15 protein-coding genes and 1 pseudogene are annotated in these 20795 nt (G+C 58.1%); 3 read left to right on the top strand and 13 right to left on the bottom strand.

Annotated elements, in window-relative coordinates; all coding sequences use genetic code 11:
- Positions 1-57 precede the first annotated feature (57 nt).
- Positions 58-1385, bottom strand: a pseudogene (gene hemN / locus EN857_RS14830) (oxygen-independent coproporphyrinogen III oxidase).
- A gap of 495 nt (positions 1386-1880) precedes the next feature.
- Positions 1881-2237, bottom strand: coding sequence for a hypothetical protein (locus EN857_RS14825; protein WP_091595902.1), 357 nt, complete (start codon positions 2235-2237; stop codon positions 1881-1883).
- Between the two features lie 682 nt (positions 2238-2919).
- Between EN857_RS14825 and EN857_RS14820 the strand changes: the two genes are divergently transcribed.
- Positions 2920-4059 (top strand): porin, encoded by a 1140-nt coding sequence (locus tag EN857_RS14820; RefSeq protein WP_091595823.1) that lies wholly within the window; start codon positions 2920-2922, stop codon positions 4057-4059.
- Positions 4060-4548: 489 nt separating this feature from the next.
- Here EN857_RS14820 and EN857_RS14815 read toward each other — a convergent pair whose 3' ends face one another.
- From EN857_RS14815 to EN857_RS14800, 4 genes are all read right to left on the bottom strand, one after another.
- The gene (locus EN857_RS14815) at positions 4549-6420 is read right to left on the bottom strand and encodes an acyltransferase family protein (protein ID WP_091595825.1); all 1872 of its coding nucleotides are present in this window, start codon (positions 6418-6420) and stop codon (positions 4549-4551) included.
- Between the two features lie 84 nt (positions 6421-6504).
- Positions 6505-7065, bottom strand: coding sequence for a CpaD family pilus assembly lipoprotein (locus EN857_RS14810; RefSeq protein WP_236473720.1), 561 nt, complete (start codon positions 7063-7065; stop codon positions 6505-6507).
- Between the two features lie 12 nt (positions 7066-7077).
- Positions 7078-8499 carry a type II and III secretion system protein family protein gene (locus EN857_RS14805; RefSeq protein WP_051695798.1) on the bottom strand — a complete coding sequence of 474 codons (1422 nt, stop codon included), beginning with the start codon at positions 8497-8499 and terminating at the stop codon, positions 7078-7080.
- 71 nt (positions 8500-8570) lie between these two features.
- Positions 8571-9257 (bottom strand): response regulator transcription factor, encoded by a 687-nt coding sequence (locus EN857_RS14800; RefSeq protein WP_029354874.1) that lies wholly within the window; start codon positions 9255-9257, stop codon positions 8571-8573.
- 607 nt (positions 9258-9864) lie between these two features.
- Between EN857_RS14800 and EN857_RS34745 the strand changes: the two genes are divergently transcribed.
- Positions 9865-10353 (top strand): hypothetical protein, encoded by a 489-nt coding sequence (locus tag EN857_RS34745; RefSeq protein ID WP_164747350.1) that lies wholly within the window; start codon positions 9865-9867, stop codon positions 10351-10353.
- A 580-nt stretch (positions 10354-10933) separates the two neighbouring features.
- On the opposite strand, the gene tdh is transcribed toward EN857_RS34745, so the two are convergent.
- The 7 genes from tdh to EN857_RS14755 all read right to left on the bottom strand — a co-directional run bounded on the left by tdh (position 10934) and on the right by EN857_RS14755 (position 20094).
- Entirely contained in the window at positions 10934-11968 is a 1035-nt protein-coding gene (gene tdh, locus EN857_RS14790; protein ID WP_126057764.1) for an L-threonine 3-dehydrogenase, read from the bottom strand.
- 65 nt (positions 11969-12033) lie between these two features.
- On the bottom strand, positions 12034-13173 hold the full coding sequence (locus EN857_RS14785; RefSeq protein WP_236370636.1) for an adenosine kinase: 1140 nt from the start codon (positions 13171-13173) through the stop codon (positions 12034-12036).
- Positions 13148-14323, bottom strand: a complete 1176-nt coding sequence (gene metK, locus EN857_RS14780) for a methionine adenosyltransferase (RefSeq protein ID WP_063169265.1) — start codon at positions 14321-14323, stop codon at positions 13148-13150. Before metK ends, EN857_RS14785 begins: the two co-directional genes overlap by 26 nt.
- A 57-nt stretch (positions 14324-14380) precedes the next feature.
- Positions 14381-15718 (bottom strand): serine hydroxymethyltransferase, encoded by a 1338-nt coding sequence (glyA, locus tag EN857_RS14775; protein WP_091595829.1) that lies wholly within the window; start codon positions 15716-15718, stop codon positions 14381-14383.
- A gap of 37 nt (positions 15719-15755) precedes the next feature.
- A complete protein-coding gene (locus tag EN857_RS14770) occupies positions 15756-16100 on the bottom strand; it encodes a helix-turn-helix domain-containing protein (RefSeq protein WP_091595831.1) in 345 nt (114 codons plus the stop codon).
- Positions 16101-17156: 1056 nt separating this feature from the next.
- Positions 17157-18968: an HrpF/NolX family T3SS translocon protein gene (locus tag EN857_RS14760; protein ID WP_236370748.1), complete on the bottom strand. Its 1812-nt coding sequence runs from the start codon at positions 18966-18968 to the stop codon at positions 17157-17159.
- Positions 18969-19395: 427 nt separating this feature from the next.
- Positions 19396-20094, bottom strand: coding sequence for a secretin N-terminal domain-containing protein (locus EN857_RS14755; protein ID WP_091595837.1), 699 nt, complete (start codon positions 20092-20094; stop codon positions 19396-19398).
- A 186-nt stretch (positions 20095-20280) separates the two neighbouring features.
- Between EN857_RS14755 and EN857_RS14750 the strand changes: the two genes are divergently transcribed.
- The gene (locus EN857_RS14750; protein WP_029354864.1) at positions 20281-20790 is read left to right on the top strand and encodes a nodulation protein NolB; all 510 of its coding nucleotides are present in this window, start codon (positions 20281-20283) and stop codon (positions 20788-20790) included.
- The last annotated feature ends 5 nt before the right edge of the window (positions 20791-20795 follow it).

Genomic DNA, 20795 nt, shown 5'->3' with positions numbered 1-20795 from the left:
AGCCCATGCCGACGAGCGCCAAACAAGGTCTGATGCCTTCGGAGTCGTGGCCTCAACTCATCGATTCGCGAGAAAAGCATCGAATGCAGCAGCAACGGCGCGAACAACAAAGCGGTGCTCCGGCCGCACGCGGATGAAGCCGTTTTCGACGTCCACGATCCCCTCCTCAGCCAGCGTCACCAAACGCTCAACTGAATCGAGAAAACGAGCTGGTTCGATTTCGTGGGCGGCACAGATGGTCGGCACGTCGGCCTCCAAATCGCACATCAGTCGCTCGATGATTGCTGCGCGCACCCGGTCATCGTCGGTCAGCCGGTGGCCCTTTGATGTCGCCAGACGTCCACTTGCGATGTGCCGGGCGTAAGAATCCCGTGTTACTTCGTTCTGAACGTACCCCTCGCCGACTCGGCCAATAGCCGACGCGCCGAAGCCGATCACGGTTTTGCAAGTATCGGCCGAGTATCCCAGCGAATTACGCCGCAGGCGCCCGGTCTTCTGCGCTAGCGCGAGTTCGTCGTCCGGCAGAGCGAAATGATCGAGCCCGATCTCCCGGTAGCCGGCGCCAACCAGTGTCTCGGCGACAGCTGCAGCCTGTTCGGCGCGAACATCGCCGTCCGGTAGACCTGCCTGCTCGATTAGGCGCTGATTCTTTATCACGGAAGGAATATGCGCGTAGCCGAACACCGCAAACCGGTTGGGGCGCATGGCGACCGCAGCCATCGCGGTCTGGATGCAGGACTGCACAGTCTGTTTCGGGAGACCGAAGATGAGATCGAAGTTGATATGGCCAACGCCATGCCGGCGGAGATTTTCGACGGCAGCGGCCGTCTGCACCTTACTCTGGATCCGATTGATCGCCTTTTGCACATCGGGATCAAAGCTCTGCACGCCGATGCTCGCGCGGTTGACACCGGTAGCTGCCAAGGGTTCGGCCATTTCCGGTGTGAACGTTCGGGGATCGATCTCCACGGCGATCGCAGCAGTTTTGCTGAAAGCGAAGTGGCGGCGTAGAAATTCCATCAGCGCCAAGTGCTCGGCTGGCCCGATAAGGTGAGGCGTTCCGCCGCCGAAATGCACATCGCTCACCGGCAGCCCTTGCCGAACTTGCTCCGACACCAAACTGATCTCCTGACGCAGCACGCCAAATAATTAAGGATCGGGCCGTTGCGACGGGTGACGGCGGTAGGGAAGCCGCAATACCAGCACATGGATCGGCAAAACGGAATGTGGAAATAGAGCGACACCGATTCGTCGGCCGGGAGGCCCCCCAGCCATTCCTCATAATCGTCAGCACCAACCGCCGCAGAGAAGTCTGGCACAGTCGGATAGATGGTATACCAAGGCGGCCGGGGGTCCCGGTACTTTGTCAGGATTGAGGTGTGCAAGGAGCTGTCGTCCCACGTCGCTGATCCATCATTGTTTCGTTGCGCGCTCGTCCTGTCTCTGACCTAAGTCAGTGCGTCCCGCTTTCTCCGCGTTTTCAAGGCGGAGGCGGCGATGTCGCAGTCTCGCTTGGACAGGACGGTATCAACCGAGCGCGCGTGCCATGGTCCGCCTGAGGTGATGGTGCGGTGCCGCATTCAACGTTTGAGTACGTGACGCCGATGCAGTGTGCTTGAGGCGTCTGCGGAAGAACTTTGCAATGCGAAATTCATGTCCGACGCCAAACGTCGCAACGCACCTGTCAAGCCTCGGTCAGACGCCATCCAGGTCCAGCCAGCGGCCTTCCCTGCCGGCCGAAAAACCATACCGGCTTTAGCCACCGAGACGCTCTAAAGCTGACGTCCGCTCATTTGATGAAAGGAAGGCGCCGCTAGGGGGTGCACAAGGCTCCCCAGCTTGACGTCGCTTCGAGCGATGAGCGGCGGTGTGGCTTGTCGTCAAGCGCCGGGCAGCGTGCCCCCTACCGATATCCCGAAAAGATCGACCAAGATCGCCATCCCGACGCCACACGCGGTCTGGATGAGGCCGACCATGAAAATGCGATTGGCGCGTTCGTAGATGGGGCGGCGCAAGGAACTCATGTCGAGCAGCATGGACAGCGCTCTCATCTGCAGTGCGATGCCGAGCAGGATCGGCACTACGGCGAACAGATCGTAGAGTTGCCATGGCAAGGGGTTCGCCGCCCAATGAGTGAGGAAGCCGAGCGAAAAGGCAAGCAGGATACCCACGGCAGTGATTGTGCCGTTGCGGAAAATGGTCTCGATCAGTTCTTCCTTCGGATCGTGCTCGTCCAAGCGGCTTCCTTTCGTTGCTCTTTCCGTCGAGACTAAGTTCTCGAGAATGCTGTTCATCGCCAATTACTCGAGGCGAGCCCTAGGCAACCGTTTCAGGGTGCGATCCCTTCTCGCTATCGGCCGCGCAATGTACCTGCACGGCGAACTTACAGCGGCGAAAAGGTGCTTCGGCCACCATGCGACACATCGGACGTGGACGCCCTCTGTTCCTGGCGCAGCCCTTGCGGACCGCACGCGCGCAGTAATCCTTCTCGGTAGCGCATGAAGCGGCCTCCGTTGCGGTCAGACGGGAAGCCGTCGCTGTTAAACGAGACTGTCACATATCGAACATGGCGAACCGTGTCGCACATTGCTTTTCGCAGTGACCCTCAAAAAAAGTGATTCCAGCGAGACGAAGGCGCGTCGGCCCAATTTTGGTGTCGGCCGCATCTACGCTTCAGGTTGGCATGTCGCTTGCTGCTCTATTCCGAGGCTGCAGCGGTCTGACCGGAGTGTTTCACATATAAACGATAATGAATCTCCTAGCAGAAAACACTATTCTAAGTACATGTGGCTTTTACGCTGGATAACCTCCCATGTCAAGCGCTTTTACGTCCACAAATTGGAGACAACACGCACAAAATTTAGAGTAAAGCTTGCTCTTACGCCTCTATCCTTTTTATTCCTTCATGGAGATCTAGACATGTACATCAAGATTCGTCTTCTCGGCTTAACTGCTCTGATCGCCGCCTCCGTCGTTCGAGCAGCTGGCGCCGAGCGGGAACCGGCCGAGTACATCAAGATCTGCGACGTCCTCGGCTCGGGGTATTTCTATATTCCCAACACCGAGACCTGCCTGCGCATCGGCGGCTATGTCCGTTATGATATCGGCCTGGGTGATGTCCGATCGTATGACAGCGCAAGAACCTCGGATGTGAGAACTGGCGAGGACCAAGGCACTTGGCGAAACAACACACGCTTCACGTTCAAAACTTGGAGCGGCCAGCAGACCGAGCTCGGCGCGTTGACGACCTATACCGAAACCCACGTGAATTTTGGCAATAGCGCTAACTCGCGTGACAGTCCTCAGAACTATGGTTTCAACAGCGGCCTCGCACTGGCTTCTGCCTGGGTCGAGCTGGGGGGCCTGCGAGTTGGCAAGGACGGGTCGGCCTTCGATACGTTTGTAAGCTACGCTGGCAACGTTCTCGATAGTATGCTCGTTCGGTCGGCCGGCTTCGACACCAACGTGGCTCAGTACTACTTCGACGCCGGCAACGGCATTTCGACCGTGATTTCGCTCGAACAAGGATCGGGCTCAGCCGGTACTATCGACAGCTATATTCCGCACGTTGTCGCCGGCTTGAAATACACGCAAGGCTGGGGCTCGATCACCGGCGTCGCGGCTTATGACAGCAACTACGAAGCTTTGGCCGGCAAGATCCGTGTCGACGTCGCTGTCACAAACCAGCTGTCGCTGTTTGGACTGTTCGGCTACGGTTCCAATGGCAGTCTCAACGAGGACTCAAACGGCGCAATCGCCAATCATGTGCGCGGCTCGTACAAAATCTGGAACGGCCAGTGGGCTTTCTGGGCGGGCGCCACCTACGAGTTTGACGAGAAAACTTCGTTCAACTTTCAGGTCTCGAGTGATCAGCTCAAGAATTCTGGTTTGGCTGCAAACGTCGTCTATATGGTCGTTCCTGGCTTCACGGTCACAGCCGAGGTCGATTACGACCGCTACGGCAACTTTGGCGTCGGCCCTGCCGACCCTACCACCGTCAAGGGCACGAGCAAGCCGAACAGCGTCGGCGGCATTCTCCGCTTCCAACGCTCATTTTGAAATCTCTCCAGCCGCGAGCATCTCTGGCAAAGGCACTTGCCTCGACAACGCACGCATAGAGAGCTTCTTTCGCCATCCTTGAAGTCTGCATCGACCGTCCACGGCCCATCGTACCAACTTGAGACTGAAAGGGGTGAGCCCTGTGTAATACAGCCTAGCCCTTGACCTGCCCAATGAACCGGCCAGGGGTGGTCAGTTCAAATTCGGGGCCGTTTAGAGGGCAGTGTGAGGCCGTGTCAGGTAAGTGCCACTGCTATGTCGGGACCGCGACACGCCTGTCGCTGTGGATGGCTGGAATTGCCCTTCGCGGCGCCATTCATTCTCTCAACATTTACGTGATAATGCACGCTTAGTCCGATCCGCGTGGCAGCACCCATCCTAGGTCGCTATCGGGTGGCCTTAAACCTGAACAGCTCCATCGTCGCGGCTGCTGCCGAAGCAGGAGCAATCACAGGGACCCGCACTGGTGCTTGTCAGCCGTCTGACCCGCTACTTCGTCTTAGGAAGAGCATTGTCTTTGCCAAAAGCCGGCCAGTATTTCGAGATTGCCAGTGTGGCGCCGGCTGAAGAGAAATGACCATAGTCGAAATACATAAACTCTCCTCTGTCGGAATAGGGGCAGCGTCCTGCGCTGCACAGGAATTTCAGCGGATCGATGAATGTGGCGCCTTTGGTAAATGAGCGCACACGTTCGTTGATGCCGGGGTCCATCGCCATCGGCCAGGACGTATCGTCCAGATTTTGGCGCTTGGCGAAGAACGCAATTTTCCGGACGTCAGTTGGGAACTGCGGAGACTGGCCGATGACAAACACGCGCACGCCCAGGGCACGAAGCGTATCGATTGTTTGCTGAAGACCGTCGAAGCCTCTGACCTCATAGTCACTCCATTTACCGCTGAGGATAACCGTCTTGATGTCCGCTTCCAAGATGATGTCCAAGGCCTTGCGATTGAACCGGACACAATCAAGACGAGCGTAAGAGTAGTAAGAGAGTATCGGCGGGCAGCCGGCGTACGTATATTCCACGATGTTCGCCTGCAACCGATTTATGTTAGCACCCAGGCCGGAAACATAGTGCGCGGCGAAGGAGTCGCCCCACAAAAAAACCGTTGTTGGAAAACCGCGAGTGCGCGTGCAATCCTCCATATTCCAGCTTTCGATCCGGCTGGTGCCCTCGTTGAAACAGATGCCATTCCTCCAGTCCCCGACGGAAATGCGCCGCTGGACATAGTCCGGAAACCGTTGCGGAAAGCCGTTGCCGAGCGCCCCCGCCGCTCCGCCGGCACAAAGAACAACGATCGCGAGCGCTGAAAAGGCAAAGATAGGCCCCGGGGCGGTGAAGGCCCTCTTCTGTCGAAACGGCTGCTCTACAAACTTCCAGGAGAATGCAGCCAATGCGAGGCTTGCTACCAACATCGCACCGGTCATCAAAGGATCGAGTTTTTGGAACGAAAGATAATGCGCGAACGCATTGAGCGGCCAGTGAACAAGATACAAAGAATACGAGATGAGCCCAATCCAGACCAGCGGCCGGACTTCGAGCATGCGGCTGGCGACCGTCGAGGGGGAATTTTGGCCAACATAGATCAGAAGGGCCGTTCCGATGCATGGATACAAGGCGTTGTAGCCTGGGAACGGGTCGCTCTCCGAAAGCGCGAAGAACCCGATGGCGAGAAGGCCAAATCCGGCCAACCCCACCGACTCCATCAGGAATCTGTTGCCCAACGGCGGGGGGCGTTTGAGCATGAGCAGGGCGCCCAACATGAGTTCCCAGATTCGGGTCGGCAGCAGATAGAATCCGGCGGTGGGCGCCAGCGATGTCGCCATCACCGCCATTACGAAGCTGCAGAGAATTATCGGAAGAAGTGTCGTCAGCCAGCGCTTCCCGATGTAGCGATAGATTAGGAACATCAGGATTGGGGCGAAGATGTAGTACTGCTCCTCTACGGAAAGCGACCAGGTGTGCAACAGTGGTCGAAGCGCGGCATCGATCGAGAAGTAACTTGACGTTTTCCAGAAAAAAACGTTCGACCAGAAGGTCGAGGCAGCTATGATGCTAAGACCGAATTCGCGCAGATCCGATGGCAGAAGAATGAACAATGCGGCAATGCAGGTGAGAAGCATCACAAAGACGAGAGCCGGCAGAATGCGCCGGGCACGGCGCCAGTAGAAGTTGACGATCGAAAATTGGCCGCGTTCAAGGTCATCCAAGAGGCTTCCGCTGATAAGGTAGCCGGAGATGACGAAGAAGATATCAACCCCGCTAAAGCCACCCGGGATCGCCGAAATTCCGAAATGAAAGAGTACGACCGGAAGTACAGCAACAGCCCTAAGGCCCGCGATATCGCGCCTATATTGCATCCAGCGGTTCCTTTGATTTTAGATCAGGACGAGATTGGAAGCTTTCAATCTCCGGTAGGAGTGCTGCCAAGATAAGGGCCGGTATCAGCCACCTTTATCCGTCCCGAACGTTCTGTAAGTGGCAACTGGTACAGAAGCACGATCGCCATCGCCGGACTTGACGGCCTGATTGTCGAGCAGATCGCGCGGATCGTTGACCATCACGGCCAGGTTAAATCCTGTCGAACAACCAAGCGGCTGTTTGAAGGATTCTTCATTGGGTAAGGCACCATATGAGGGACAGACCGGCGGACGGGCGTGATAGACAATCGCCTCAATTCGCACTGAGCCGGCGTCGTGTTGATCGAGCAATTGAATGTTGTCTGCTTCGATTGCCAACTGCCTGGCCTGATGGGCTACCCCTGCGCTGAGCTGGGGCGAACCGCTGATGAGGAGGTGGAGGGCATCGAATCGGCCGCGACTGGCCTTGTTTAGGAAATCACGCAAACGCTGCCGTTCGGAAGCGCGCAGGCTTTGCAACGTCAGGAGGGTGGTCTCCTCTCGGACAAGCATTGATGCCGATGGTTCGACATCAACTGGCGTAGTGCTTGTGCAGCCACTTACGCTTGGTGCCAGAGCGACAAAGAGGACTATAAAACGCAACATCATTGGACGACACTATTCGATGATGAAGCCGAGACCGCCCTGGGCGCTTGGCGCGCCCGCACGGATAGCAGCGCGGTCTCGCGGGGGACTTGCCACGGAATTCGTCGGAGCGCCCCCTCCGTTCAAAGCCGGTGCCGCCCGCTCCGTAGGTGCGCTCATCTGGTTTGGGTTGGAGCCTGGTCTTACAATGTAAGGCGTAACTAGAATGACCAGTTCTGACTCCTCTTTTTGAAACGAGGACGAGCGAAAAAGCGGTCCCAGGATCGGCATTTCTCCGAGCCAGGGAAAGGCCCTGACATCATTGTTGACGTTCCGCCTGATTAGACCGCCGATTGCGAAGCTCTGCCCACTGGCGAGTTCGACGACCGTATCGGCTCGGCGCGTGGAAACTGCCGGCACGGAAATTCCGTTGATTTGCACGGCACCTTGCGTCGACAGTTCACTGACTTCGGGCGTTACGTGAATGTTGATTTGATTGTTGCTGAGAACTGTCGGCACAAATTCCAGACTGACGCCGAAGTGACGGAATTCAACCGATACCTGCCTGTTTTCCTGCAGGACAGGAATGGGAAATTCGCCGCCAGCTAGAAAGCTGGCTTTTTCACCCGACATAGCGGTGAGGTTCGGCTCAGCCAGGACGGAAGCTATATGCTCCTTGGCGAGCGCGTCGAGAACCGCGCTGACGTTGACGACACCGTTGTCGAATCCGATTTCTGCTGTACCGCCACCCTGGGTTGAACCAGATCCAGCGCTTGCACCGCTTCCGCTTAGAACGCCCACTTTGAAATTGCCGATTTGACCGAAGGCGGACAGGTTGACGCCAAGTGACTTCATGGCGCTGCGTGAGACTTCGGCTACGCGCACGCTGAGGTTAACTTGCAGGGATCCAGCGACCTTGATGTTGTTGACGACTTGCGCTCCGTCGCCCAGATATTGCTCAGTGACTCTTTTTGCGGTGTCGGCGACCTCTGCGTCGGGCGCCGTCCCGCTAAGGATTGCGCCGCGCGGCGTATAGTTGACGCGGATGGGATAGTCGCCGACCTGCTCCCGCAACATGGCGCGTAAATCCCCGATCGGTTGCGTGACAACGATACGCAATTCGGCGAGAGGCTCGCCGTTGCCGTCCAAGGCGAATAGGCTGGTCCGCCCCGATTTCTTGCCAAAGACGAAGATTGTTTTGCTCGATGGTGCCTGAAAATCCGCGATCGTCGGGTCAGCAACAAAGATGGTCGTGGCTGGCGCGGGCAGATGAACGGTCTCCCCGAGCGAAGAGGAAAGGGTCAGCGTGGCATTGATGCTATTCGAAGCCGCACGCGGCGCGCCTTTGTCCTGCTTGTTTTGCGCCGCGACACCAAGTGGGAAAGTCACAATAAGCGCGCAGAGGAGATGGCCCAGGTAACGGGGCACTGCAGGTCTCGGAACCTTGATGGCGATCGCCCGCCAATTGAGCGCAGGGCAAGGATGTTGAAGGATCAGCAAAATAGATCTTCTTTCGATTCGACAAACTATGCGGATGACGCGTCAGTCAATTCTAGAATGTAGCCAATGCCACGGATGGTCTTGATCCGTGGCGTTGCACCTGATCTGGTCAGATGTCCACGTAAACGATAGATTCCGACTTCAAGCGCGTTGGCAGACACGTCGTCGTTGAACGAATAGAGGTGATCTTCCAACTGCGCACGGGGCACGATGCGGCCTGCCCGGTTAAGCAGATGCTCTAGAATACAGAGTTCGCGACGTGCGATCATCATTGGGTGCCCAGCAACGAAAACCTGCCGGGCGACCGGATCGAAGTTGAGATTGCCAAATACGAGCCTCAGGTCGGTCATCTGTGACGCCCGGCGCAGAATGGCTCTCATTCTGGCGATAAGCTCATCGGTAGAGACGGGTTTGAGCAGAAAGTCGTCCGCACCACCGTTGAAGATCGCAATTCGCTTATCGAGATCGTTAAGGCTGCTCATAATGACGGCAGGAACTGAATGCCCGTGGGTCCTCAACTGCCTCAGCCAACCCAAGCCATCGCCATCTGGCAGAGCCAATTCCAGCAGGAGAATTTCATAGCTGGCGCAAGAAAATGCACTCGAGGCCAGTTCCAGAGTACCAACGACATCAACGACGAAGCCGCCATCCCCGAGCGCAAGTCGCATGGCGCGCGCAAGATCCGCATGATGATCCACGAGCAGCGTTCGCATTTCATCTCCTATCGAAGAGAGACGCGTCACCGGCGGCCATCTGATCGGAGCACACGGCGCACAACTCGTCGCATCTCTCGGAACAGGTCCGAGTTGGAGGGACATGCAAGTCGCTCGGTGGCAATAGGCGCGGGTGAGGACCAACTGACGGGCTCAAATACGCCGGTCGGCGAACCCACGACGCCAGCAACCCGCGTGCGATTTCTCGTTGCATCATCTCTCCTACGTGCAGCCCCTGCGCTCGCAAGGCAGCGTCGCGGCCCAGAGCCCGATTCCCACAGAGGGTAGGGTTAGCTTTCGAGAAACTGATTGAACAAATCGATTATTTGGATCGAATGCATCCACGGTATGGATGCAGCGCCGCATCTTCAACGACTGCGGCTTCCTGATGGATTGTTGTGTCTGTCGTGCTCTGCTATTTCGCTGTCCTTCAAGGCTGGCGAGTCTGGTGGAACCTGCGCGTCATTGGCTGTGGTAGCTTGATGCTCAAAAATGGAGCGCCCCGCGGAAAGCCGCTCTCAGATTTCCAAAAAGCCTTGCTGGTCCAAAAGAGCACTTCGCATCTCGACACCAAAATGGGCGAGGAAAACTGACGTCTGACAGGGATGTGTATGCAACAGCCGATTTGCGGCACCAGGAAACGACCGCGTTCAGGCTGGAGATCGACGACCAACGGCTCCTCGATTTCCGCATTCAGGCCACGACGATCGACCGCTTTCCAAGCTCTTCCTGTGCGGGCGGATGCCGGCAAACAGCAGCACAGGGTCAGGGAAACCGCGAGCGGGCCTGCTTGATCGCCATGATCACATTGCCGCTGTTGCGCGTGCGGACCGGAATGCATTCGGTCCAGCCGGTGGCAATTTCGGTCAGCACCATCGTCTGCACGAAGCTCCCCGACCAAGACGTGCCCGAATGCGCTCAACAAAGCCGGGCGGCGGATCTTTCCAATCGCCGAGGTGCGGGCTTGCACCGAGCGGCGAACTGCCGAACTCATTCCTGCCCGGCGGCGCTGGCCGCCGCGAGCGACGATGCGGACCTCAGCCGCTCCGAAGCCTCCCACAACACGATGAGCGCCTCGCGGACATCGCTGCCGTAACAGCGGCTGCGGCTCTTGCTCGCAGACGGCCTCTGCTCACGACGGTTCATAAGACGGATCGCGCGCGCTTGCGATAATAGCCGATTACCGCCCCGAACTCATTCAGAATGCGCCGCTTGTCAACGCCGCGATAACGCTCCACGATCGCCGCTTCAGTTCCGACCGTGTCGCCATGCTGAGCCGCGCCATACTTCCCCCGAACCGGAATGGCACGACCTGTCCAATGCGGCTCGTTGCCTTCGTTAATTCGCTGACCGGAAAGGTACCGGAAGTCGTCTAACGCATCTTACCCGCTGAAACGGCGGCAACACCTCGACCTCAATCGCAGATCTTAGGAAATAGACGATCGCGTGGGGGCCTGTGAGCATCCGTTCACCGGATTTCCGTCATCGGCTGAGGCGAATTGCCACCATCGACCGTTATCGGATGGGCCGCGATACGTCGCCGTATCATGATTAGGGGGCGCACCTAGCGGAGCCATAGCTCTCCACCCAGCCATGTTCCCCTCGTTGGAAGATGTCCGGCGGACCAGAGGGGTGCTGTCCCGTCAGCTTTTCCTGAAGAGCGGCCAAGGCAATCCCTACCAATCCATCACCACCTTCCCCGAATTGCCGCTCTTCATCGCCTCGAAACCGTCGAGGTAGTCATCGACCCCGATGCGGTGTGTGATCAGGCCCGACACGTCGAGAGGACCCTGCACCAGCGCGATCATCTTGTACCAGGTCTCGAACATCTCGCGGCCGTAGATGCCCTTGAGATGCAGCATCTTGAAGATGACCTTGTTCCAGTCGATCTCGAAGCCGGTCCGCGCAATGCCCAGAATGGCGATCTTGCCGCCATTGTTCATGGTATCGATCATGTCGCGGAAGGCGGGGGCTGCGCCCGACATTTCGAGGCCGACGTCAAACCCCTCGGTCATGCCGAGCGCCGGCATGACGTCGCGCAGCTTTTCCTTCGAGGCGTCGACGACATGCTGGACGCCGAGCTTTTTCGCCAGTGCCAGCCGCACCGGGTTGATGTCAGTGATGACCACTTTGCGCGCACCGACGCATTGGGCGACGAGCGCGCCCATGATGCCGATCGGCCCGGCGCCAGTCACCAGCACGTCCTCGCCGACCAGATCGAAGGACAATGCGGTGTGGACGGCATTGCCCAAGGGATCGAAGATCGCGGCAATCTCATCGGGCACATCGTCGGGGATCGGCACGACATTGTGCTGCGGGATCGCCAGATACTCGCCGAACGCGCCCGGACGGTTGACGCCGACGCCGAGTGTGTTGCGGCACAGATGCCCTCGCCCGGCGCGACAGTTGCGGCAATGGCCGCAGACGATGTGGCCTTCGCCCGATACACGCTGGCCGACCTTGTATTCGGTGACCGCTGCGCCGAAATCGGCAACGGTGCCGACGAATTCATGGCCCGTCACCATCGGCACCGGCACCGTCTTCTGCGCCCACTGGTCCCAATTGTAGATGTGCACGTCGGTGCCGCAGATCGCCGTCTTCTTGATCTTGATCAGCACGTCGTTGGGGCCGATTTCCGGCACCGGCACCTCTTCCATCCAGATGCCCGGTTCGGCCTTGGCCTTCACAAGCGCCTTCATCATGTTCGACATCAGGATTTCCCTATTCCGTGATTGCGCTTCTGGCGAGATAGCCTGCACAACGGGAAGGTAGGCCACTAACTCGTTTGAACGTCCGGAATGGTCAGCCCCGCCTGCTCGGCCTCGCGGCGCAAATTCTGACGGGGCCTGGGGCCGATCTGCTGGATCACCAATCCGGCTGCCAGTGAGCCAAGGTCGCCGCAGGTCTGCAAGTCACGGCCTTGCGTGTAGCCATGCAGGAAGCCGGCGGCATAGAGATCGCCGGCGCCCGTCGTGTCGATCAGCTCCTTGATGGCGGTCGCCTTGATCACCACGGTCTCGTCGCCGCGCACGATCACCGAGCCTTTTTCCGATCGGGTCACGGCGGCGATGCGGCAATCCTTGCGAATCTGCGCCAGCGCTTCGTCGAACGACGCCGTCTGGTAAAGCGATTTGATCTCGTGGCTGTTGGCAAAGACGATGTCGACGGTACCCGAACGCATCAGCTCGAGGAACTCGTCGCGGTAGCGGTCGACGCAGAACGAATCCGACAGGGTCATCGACACTTCGCGGCCTGCCGCGTGCGCCAGCATCGCCGTCTGGCGGATTGCTTCCTTGGCGCGCGGCGGATCCCACAGATAGCCTTCGAAATAGGTGACCTTGGCGCCAGAGGCCTTGTCCGCCTCGACATCCTCAGGCCCGAGCTCGACGCAGGCGCCGAGATAGGTGTTCATCGAGCGCTCGCCGTCGGGCGTGACGAAGATCATCGAGCGCGCCGTCGGCGGTTCACCCTTGAGCGGCGTGGTGTCGAAGGCGACGCCTTGCGCATGGATGTCGTGGGCGTAGATTTCGCCCAGCGCATCGTTGGAGACCTTGCCGAAGAAGGCGGCGCGGCCGCCAAAGCTGGCGACGCCGGCCGCCGTGTTGCCGGCGCTGCCGCCGGAGGCCTCGATCGCCGGACCCATGCGGCTGTAGAGCAGCTCGGCGCGCCTTGTGTCGATGAGGTTCATCGCTCCCTTGATGATGCCGTTGGTCTCGAGGAATGCCTCGTCGCACTGGGCGATGATGTCGACAATGGCATTACCGATGCAGAGCACGTCATAATCCGCATCAAAATCTCCGCCAAAAACCCGAGCCGGCTTCTTGCCATGCCGGCCGGGCGTGGTCTCGCGAGTTGAAATGGGTTGCCGCATGCGCTTGATCCAGCCGCCCTCACGCAGCTGCCGGTCCTGCTTCACGCAGCAAATCGTCAGCTTTGTCCGTCTTCTCCCAGGTGAACTCAGGCTCTTCACGCCCGAAGTGTCCGTATGTCGCCGTCTTGCGGTATATCGGGCGTAAGAGATCAAGCATCTTGATGATGCCTTTCGGTCGGAGATTGAAAACCTCGAGAACAAGGCGCTCGATCCTTTTTTCCTCGATCCTTGCGGTTCCGAAAGTATTGACCATGACAGAAACCGGACTGGCCACGCCGATCGCGTAGGCAAGCTGAACCTCGCAGACCTCCGCAAGGCCGCTGGCAACGATGTTCTTCGCGACATACCGGGCGGCATAGGCCGCCGAGCGGTCAACCTTGGATGGGTCCTTGCCCGAAAAGGCACCGCCGCCGTGACGCCCGGTCCCACCGTAGGAATCGACGATGATCTTCCGTCCTGTGAGGCCGCAGTCGCCGGCAGGCCCACCGACCACGAACCGCCCTGTTGGGTTGACCAGAAATCTGATCCCCGAAGTATCCAGGTGGGCCGGCAGGACCGGTTTTATGATCTCCTCAATGACGCCTTCGCGGACCGTGGCTTGTGAGACCGCTTCGTCATGCTGCGTCGACAGGACTATGGTATCCAGCGCCACCGGGCGGAGCCCTTCGTAGCGTACGGACACTTGAGATTTCACGTCCGGACGCAGCCAGCCAAGCTGTCCCGCTTTCCGGACCTCGGCCTGTCTTTTCGTCAAATGGTGAGCGAGTTGGATCGGCAGGGGCATCAATGTATCCGTCTCGTTGCATGCGAATCCAAACATGATGCCCTGATCCCCTGCCCCCTGCCCGAGATCCTGCCCTCGTCCTTCATCAACGCCCTGGCTTATGTCGGGCGACTGCTCGGTGAGGGCCAGAACAACGGCGCAACGTCGACCATCAAAGCCAATCGCATCATCGTCGTAGCCAATATCGAGTATCGTATCGCGGGCGACTTGGCTGTAATCGATGTGGGCATGGCTGGTGATCTCGCCAGCCACAACGACCATCCCCGTCTTCACCAACACTTCACAGGCGACGCGCGCCTTCGGATCGGTGCGCAGGACCGCATCGAGAATGGCATCGGAGATGTTGTCTGCCATCTTATCGGGGTGTCCCGCGCCGACGGATTCGGAAGAGAACACGAACTGCCTGGTCATAAAAATGCCCTCGCTTCAAGTGCTGGAGTTAGTGAGGAGTTTCTGGATTGGGGTGGCTTATCGGTCGGGGATGCCGGGAACATCGAACGCAGTGCAGAAGTCGGCAACGTCTCTTCGTACGCTCGCATGAACTTCCTGGTCATCGGGCTGGCGGCAGACCGAGTCGATGAAAGCGGCGATCTGCACCATCTCCGTTTCGCGCATGCCCATGGACGTCACCGCTGGCGTCCCTAAGCGGATGCCGCTTGTCAGCGCCGGATGCCGCCGGTCGCCCGGGACCATATTGAAATTCGCAATGATGCCTGCACGCGATAAGCGCTCCGCATAGGCTTTGCCTGACAGCGGCCGGTCCCGAAGATCAAGGATCAGCATGTGATTGTCAGTGCCCCCGGTGACGAGTTCATAACCTCGCTCCAGAAGCGCCTGGGCCAGAGCCTTGGCGTTGTGGACGATCTGCTGACCGTAGACACGAAAGGACGAGTTCGCTGCTTCCTGCAAAGCGACGGCAAGCGCGGCGATAGTATTCATATGCGGTCCGCCTTGCAGAAGAGGGAACACGGCGCGGTCTATACGTTTGGCCAGATTGTGTTTGCTCTTCGGATGATGGAGGGGCTGATAACGGTCTTCATTCCTTGATAAAATGAAGCCACCCCGGGGACCGCGGATCGACTTGTGAGAGGTGCTGGTGACCACATCGCAATGGGGCACGGGGTTCGGATGCACTCCTGCGACAACCAGGCCGCTGATGTGGGCGATGTCAGCCACCAGATACGAGTTCACCTCCGAAGCAATTTCGGCCATTGCCGCGTAGTCAAAAATACGCGGATAAGCAGTTCCGCCGACCCAAATTAGCTTCGGGCGTTCCCGCTTGGCGGTCTCGCGCAAGTGGTCATAGTCAATTTGCTGTGTCTTTTCGTGCAGCCTGTACGGGACGCGCTGATAATCGCTGCCGGAAAAATTGACGGACCAACCGTGAGTCAGATGGCCGCCTTCGGGTAAAGGCAAGCCCATCACTTTGTCACGGGGGCTCAAAAGCGCGCGATAGACAGCCTGGTTGGCTGGCGAGCCTGAATAAGGCTGGACGTTGGCGTGTTCACTGCCAAATAGCGCTTTCAGGCGCTCGATCGCGAGGGTCTCAAGCTCATCGACGATCTCGTTTCCGGCGTAGTAGCGCGCACCGGGGTATCCCTCGGCATACTTGTTGGTGAAAATCGACCCGGTCGCTTCCAACACCGCCGAGGAGGCAAAGTTCTCGGAGGCGATCAGTTTGAGAGTTGTCCGCTCCTGGCGCTCCTGTCTTAGAAGCAGTTCGCGAACGCGGGAGTCGACGGCGGCTAAGTGAGGCCGCCCGTAAGTGTCGGGCTGCGCGATGGCGCCGCCGGCGGAGTTATCCATGGTAGTCGCGCTCCATTTGGACTGATCTATTTCACGATCAAGCAGGCGGTCCCTTCAACCGCGCGTCTTGTATTGCTTCCAGGCGTTGTAGGTCTCTTTTATGATGACCATCATCGTGGGGCAGGAGATCGACCACCAATTGAGCCAGCCCGCCATCCTTGCCTCCTGCTTGCATATGGTACGAAGACTGCGGACGTTGTTCGTTGCAGCAAAGAAAGTTGGCTCTGACCAGCCGCCGGACGTGGCGTCGAACCTGCTCGCGAGGCAGACTGGTAATATCGGCCAGCTCGCCGACGGTTAGATCCGCATGCGCGCAAAGGCCCAGGATTCGAAGGCGATCAAGATGCGCTGCCGTCCTTACGCGATTTACCAGTGTCAACATTGGTTGGCATCAACCCGGACGGGATGCAGCAAGCCGCTAGCCCTTCTATCCCCATCAATCCGCATGAGATCTCTTCTCGTCATTTGCTGTAAATCCGCTGGTATGGATGCTAATGGAAGATGGATCACAGTCCTTTCTACGACTAAGACGCCAGATATTGGGGCTAATGTACCACCTGACAGGAGACTACGCTCACGAACATTATGTGAATTTTTTTTAACGTTGCTGAGAATCAAGGGTGAGGTTTGGCGAATGTCTCGCCGTCGACTGTCGAATCCTGCCCGACGGGATTATGGGGTGCGTAGCCTGCTTGTCCTTTCCACATGACCAGCGACGATGGGGCGAAGGCGGCAGACATAGCTCTGGAGCATGCTGCGGTGTCTTTGGCCTGAAGCCGAGGAAGGCGGACCGTGGCTTCCGCGCCGCTGCCGGGAGCCCCCGAACAGGCCAAGTGGATCAGCCGGGTGTTGCCGTCATAGAGCGTGAGACCCAAAGCTGGCCAGCCGCGCCCTGAGGCTGACGCACCGCTCAGCGTCCACCTTGCTCTCGAAGCCCATCGGCATAGCGCCGATAACGACTTGACCGCGTGCGTGTCGACGAGCGATCGGTGAGCGCAAGGATCGAGGGTGCAGTGCAGGATAATGCTGTTTTAAATCAGCGCTGTTTTCAGCCGACTGCCTTGAGCGTGGGCACAAGGATATAGGCCGCAGGAGATCATCGTCTGGCTGTTCGGGAGGCCGCCCTGGGCGCGCGACAGCCGTTCCTTCGGCTGCGCCAGCTCCGCCACCATCCGCGCCGTGCCTTCCGGAGACCATTCCCGCTGCCGGCCGGCGCCCGTGAAAACCTCGACCCGGCGCACCGGCTCGAGATGGCTGGGCTCAGCGTAACTCTGAAGTCGTCATATACCGAAGCCTTCACAGACTTCGGACATCTCCCTCACAGTCCGATCAAGATGGCGTCAGGAACACCGCTTGCGTTGATGCGGATGAACCCCTGCTTGTGCCACAATGACCCTTATCTCAGCGCGCGAGCCAAAGCTTCCGCGCAAGGCGACGGCTAGGATAAGGCAATGCCGACGAAGGGCACATTGCTTGCCACACTCTGGAATGATGGCATGCTCGGAAGGCCTAGGTTTTGCTCAGGGCCGCCTGCAAGGCGCGCTTGGAGGTTATTCACATAGCCTTCTGCGTAGTCCTGCGCCGTCGAGACCGAAAGATCAATGCCTGCCGCCAAGGCCTCTTCCATCAGGTGCTTTACGAGCCCATTTCGAATGGCCAGCTTGACCTCGGGGCCTGCGATAAGGCCGATCGCCTGCGCGGCCATATTGAGGCCAGCTTCCTCCAGCGCTCGCTTCATATCGCCTCCGTTAATGGCCGTACGCAGGAGATTGGCTGCTTGCGACTCAGCCTCGAGAACCATCGAGGCAAGATCGGCTACTTGTCCGAGGCCCGGAATGAAGCTGAGCAGTCCCACCGCCGTTGCCGCCAAGTCGAGCACTTTCGTCTCGATTTTGAGCACGGAGTCGACGACGTGCATGACGGCCCCGCCGTTCTTTTTGGCTGACTTAATGTCAGGCTGGTCCATCAGGCCCATCTTCATGTCCGCGACGGCATTCTGCTCTTCTGCGGTTTGGGCGCCGTGGGTGATTGGCTGCTGAACGTTGCGGTTCGCAGACGACATGTTTGTGCAAAAATGGGCAAAGTCTTTTTTGCTGATATTGCCGGAATCAACCGTATGCCCGCCGCCAAAGTCGAAGAATTTATGATGGGTCTTATAGCCCGTGATCGAATTGTTCAGGAGGCCAAACAAAAGAGGATCTGAAAGGAGCTGAGAGGCTGCTTCCCGCACTTTCGGATCAAGGCTCTTGTCGTCTTTCATTTTCGCCAGTTTGTCGCGAGTCAGAACACCGCTTCCAAAGAACGTGTCCTGATGGTCCTTGATCATCTCGACCGTATTCAGCTCAGTTTGCGTGAGGCTCATCGACGATGAGGCGACTTGCAGGAAATCCTCTTTGTGCATCTTCCCTTTCGAGCCACCGCACAACTGGTTCCAAGCATCGGGGTGATCGAGGAAATATTGCGCCGCCGCAATGACCTGGGGCGGAAATTTGCCGTTTTTCGATTCGCCGCCGACCATTTTCTTGAACTCATCCAGACTCAGGTCCTTGGACAGATTTTCGGAGTACCGGTAAAACTCCCGCAAGGCATCGCTCAAGGTCATGACCGAAGGCTGCAAACCTCCGCTGCCGTCGGATGGTATGTAGTTCTGCTCGTAGCTTTGCGCTTGGGCTTCCTGAAATGCAGCAACTTGTGGGTGGTGGTTTGAAAATCCGGCCAAGTCCTTGGCGTTGATCTTGCCTCCACAGCGGCCGTCGCCCTGCGAGCCAATCGCATAAAAAAGTCCCGAATCCTGCTGCAGTCCCTTGATCGCCGCTTTCAGATCCGGTGGCGTAGAGGGATCATTGGCTTTCTCGGTCAACGACTTCCAACTAAGCGGGCATTGGTCCTTGTGACGGTTGAGTACCGCAACAATCTGCAACTCAGCCGTGGTCAGCGACCCACCGTTCCACGTGATTCCGGGGCTCGGCCTGGGAGCCGGCTCGATCTTCGGGGTGACGCGGAGCAGATGTTGGGCTTCAGTCGCCTTGGAGCGTTGCGATTGGTCCTCCTTGAGAGCCGCCCTCATATGTGGCGGCAGCAGATCCAGTGGGTGTTGCTCCAAGCCCTTCAATGTCGATTCGACATCCGGTGCCAGATGGCCCAAAGGGTCCTGCCGCAATTTATCCATTGTCGAATCAAGATTCGACGTTGGCAGATCCCCTTGCGCGAAAGAGCCGGGCTTGTTTGCCAGCACACAAGTGGACAGCATCGCTTCGAAGCACGATGCACTTTGCTGATGCTGGGTCGCAAAATGGGAAACTTTCAGGCCCGGCCAACCCCTTGCGGACTGTAGCGAATTTGAGCGGTAGAAAGTTGAAAGATTGCTGGCCGACATTGTGCATCCTCAGACGTGACGTTGAAATCCCCACAAGAGACCCCGACAGAAGATCCCTTGCGTTTCACAAAATTCGACAATTCCAAGCGTCGGCAGGTCACGAATGCGCCTGCCCTGCCTTCAATTGCTGTGTTCCGGGCCGGCTCCAAGGTTCGGTCCAACACAATGGCCGGAGTCACCGCGAGAGCTGCCGGGACTCATCATGAGCGGATTAGCTTTCGAGAAACTGACGAGTTTGCGAAGAGTTCACAAAGGGGTAGCCGCAGTCATGTTCTTCAGAGCTGCGGCAAATCCTCAATGTTCATTTCTTGCCCAGCTCAGGCTTCCCGCCAACGCTATCCTGTTGTGGGATGTCAGAAGAATAAGAAGCATCCGGTCGTCCGTCGCGAACGACCGTAGTGGAGGAGCCGCGAAACAAGATCAGCACTGATTCCTTTGGCGTGGCCGCTATGTGAGTCTGCGCCTGCGCCTCCGCCACCAAGCCGTTAAAGGTCTGCTCCACGAGTGCGACGAAGCGCGGTGGACCGGAAACGAAGACGAGGCCATTGCCTGGCACGGGTTTGACCACATAGCGCTCGTCGGAGATATCAAGCTTGTCGAGAGCCCCCTTGAACGCATCGAAGCGAATCGACGTCATCAAAAGCATTCGAGTTTGCGATTCTTGTGCAGCAGACACATAGAGCACAAGGCCGTCATAGTACCATTGGAGACCGTAAAGGTTCGTCAAGCGGTCGAGGAACGCGCGCGGTGGCAAATCAGGCATACGTCCGCGAATTCGCCCCTTCACCGCAGGACTGATGTTGACCCTGATATTCAGGTTGTTGCCGAATTCCTGCAACGCTGCAGCGAGTTCCTGATCCAGAACCGTGTATCTATAGGGTGTCGCCGGAAGGGACAGCGGGACTGCGTGCGCCGGGTGAATCCCGGTGGACAGAAAAAACCCGGCACAGAGAAGTCTCAAAACATGCAGGGTGACGGGTTGGATAAGCGTTCTCGGCATGTCGCACTGATAAACCAAACGCTGAAATCATCACAAGTGACTAAATTGCCGAAGAGATTTTAGATGTCGAAATGACGCCGCCGTTAGTCAGCTTGTTGTCAGCTTGCCCCCCTAGGAGTGTTGCGCCGACACCGGGTGATGAATGGGCGGGGCCCGCCCGGTCAGAGAGAGCAACCGAGTCCTTACATGATGATGCCTGTCACGTCGATCTCTGCCACTCTAACGGCTGGCCTCCCCAGGGTCGGATCACCGTCGATTGTCGAGCAGGCCCAGTTTGAGCGCGCCTTAGGGCATGCAGCCGACTCGCTGAAAAACAATGCCGCCGCGGAGCCAGCGAGTGCGGCGCCAGTTGCTGCGGCGATGGATGTTCAGCGCGCGGCTGCGCCGACGAGCGGCATGGGCGATCGCGTGTTGCAGACGATTTCCTCCCTATATCCACACAACACTGTTTCCTTCCCCGCGCTCGACCATGACATAGCCCTTTCGAAGGGCGCTCTACCGGGACCGGCGCAGAAGCTTCCCGTCGCAGGTGAGGCGGGAACCGGAATCTCGGGCATTCCTCAACAAGGGCAAGACTTCGAAACGATGATGGCTGGTCTTCGGGATGTTTACAACGGCGTCACCCAGGTGGCGCTTATCTCCAAAGGCGTCAGCGGCGTCACATCATCCGTGAATAAACTTTTGAAGGAAGGCTGAACCGC

This window comes from Mesorhizobium sp. M4B.F.Ca.ET.214.01.1.1, assembly GCF_004791545.1.
GTDB lineage: Bacteria > Pseudomonadota > Alphaproteobacteria > Rhizobiales > Rhizobiaceae > Mesorhizobium > Mesorhizobium abyssinicae.
This window is presented reverse-complemented; position numbering and strand designations above follow the sequence as displayed.

What these genes read in the sequence shown, in the direction of transcription:
- EN857_RS14820 (WP_091595823.1), top strand. Translation starts at nt 2,920, where the DNA reads ATGTACATCAAGATTCGTCTTCTCGGCTTAACTGCTCTGATCGCCGCC.
- EN857_RS14815 (WP_091595825.1), bottom strand. Translation starts at nt 6,420, where the DNA reads ATGCAATATAGGCGCGATATCGCGGGCCTTAGGGCTGTTGCTGTACTT.
- EN857_RS14810 (WP_236473720.1), bottom strand. Translation starts at nt 7,065, where the DNA reads ATGTTGCGTTTTATAGTCCTCTTTGTCGCTCTGGCACCAAGCGTAAGT.
- EN857_RS14800 (WP_029354874.1), bottom strand. Translation starts at nt 9,257, where the DNA reads ATGCGAACGCTGCTCGTGGATCATCATGCGGATCTTGCGCGCGCCATG.
- tdh (WP_126057764.1), bottom strand. Translation starts at nt 11,968, where the DNA reads ATGTCGAACATGATGAAGGCGCTTGTGAAGGCCAAGGCCGAACCGGGC.
- metK (WP_063169265.1), bottom strand. Translation starts at nt 14,323, where the DNA reads ATGACCAGGCAGTTCGTGTTCTCTTCCGAATCCGTCGGCGCGGGACAC.
- glyA (WP_091595829.1), bottom strand. Translation starts at nt 15,718, where the DNA reads ATGGATAACTCCGCCGGCGGCGCCATCGCGCAGCCCGACACTTACGGG.
- EN857_RS14770 (WP_091595831.1), bottom strand. Translation starts at nt 16,100, where the DNA reads ATGTTGACACTGGTAAATCGCGTAAGGACGGCAGCGCATCTTGATCGC.
- EN857_RS14760 (WP_236370748.1), bottom strand. Translation starts at nt 18,968, where the DNA reads ATGCTGTCCACTTGTGTGCTGGCAAACAAGCCCGGCTCTTTCGCGCAA.
- EN857_RS14755 (WP_091595837.1), bottom strand. Translation starts at nt 20,094, where the DNA reads ATGCCGAGAACGCTTATCCAACCCGTCACCCTGCATGTTTTGAGACTT.
- EN857_RS14750 (WP_029354864.1), top strand. Translation starts at nt 20,281, where the DNA reads ATGATGATGCCTGTCACGTCGATCTCTGCCACTCTAACGGCTGGCCTC.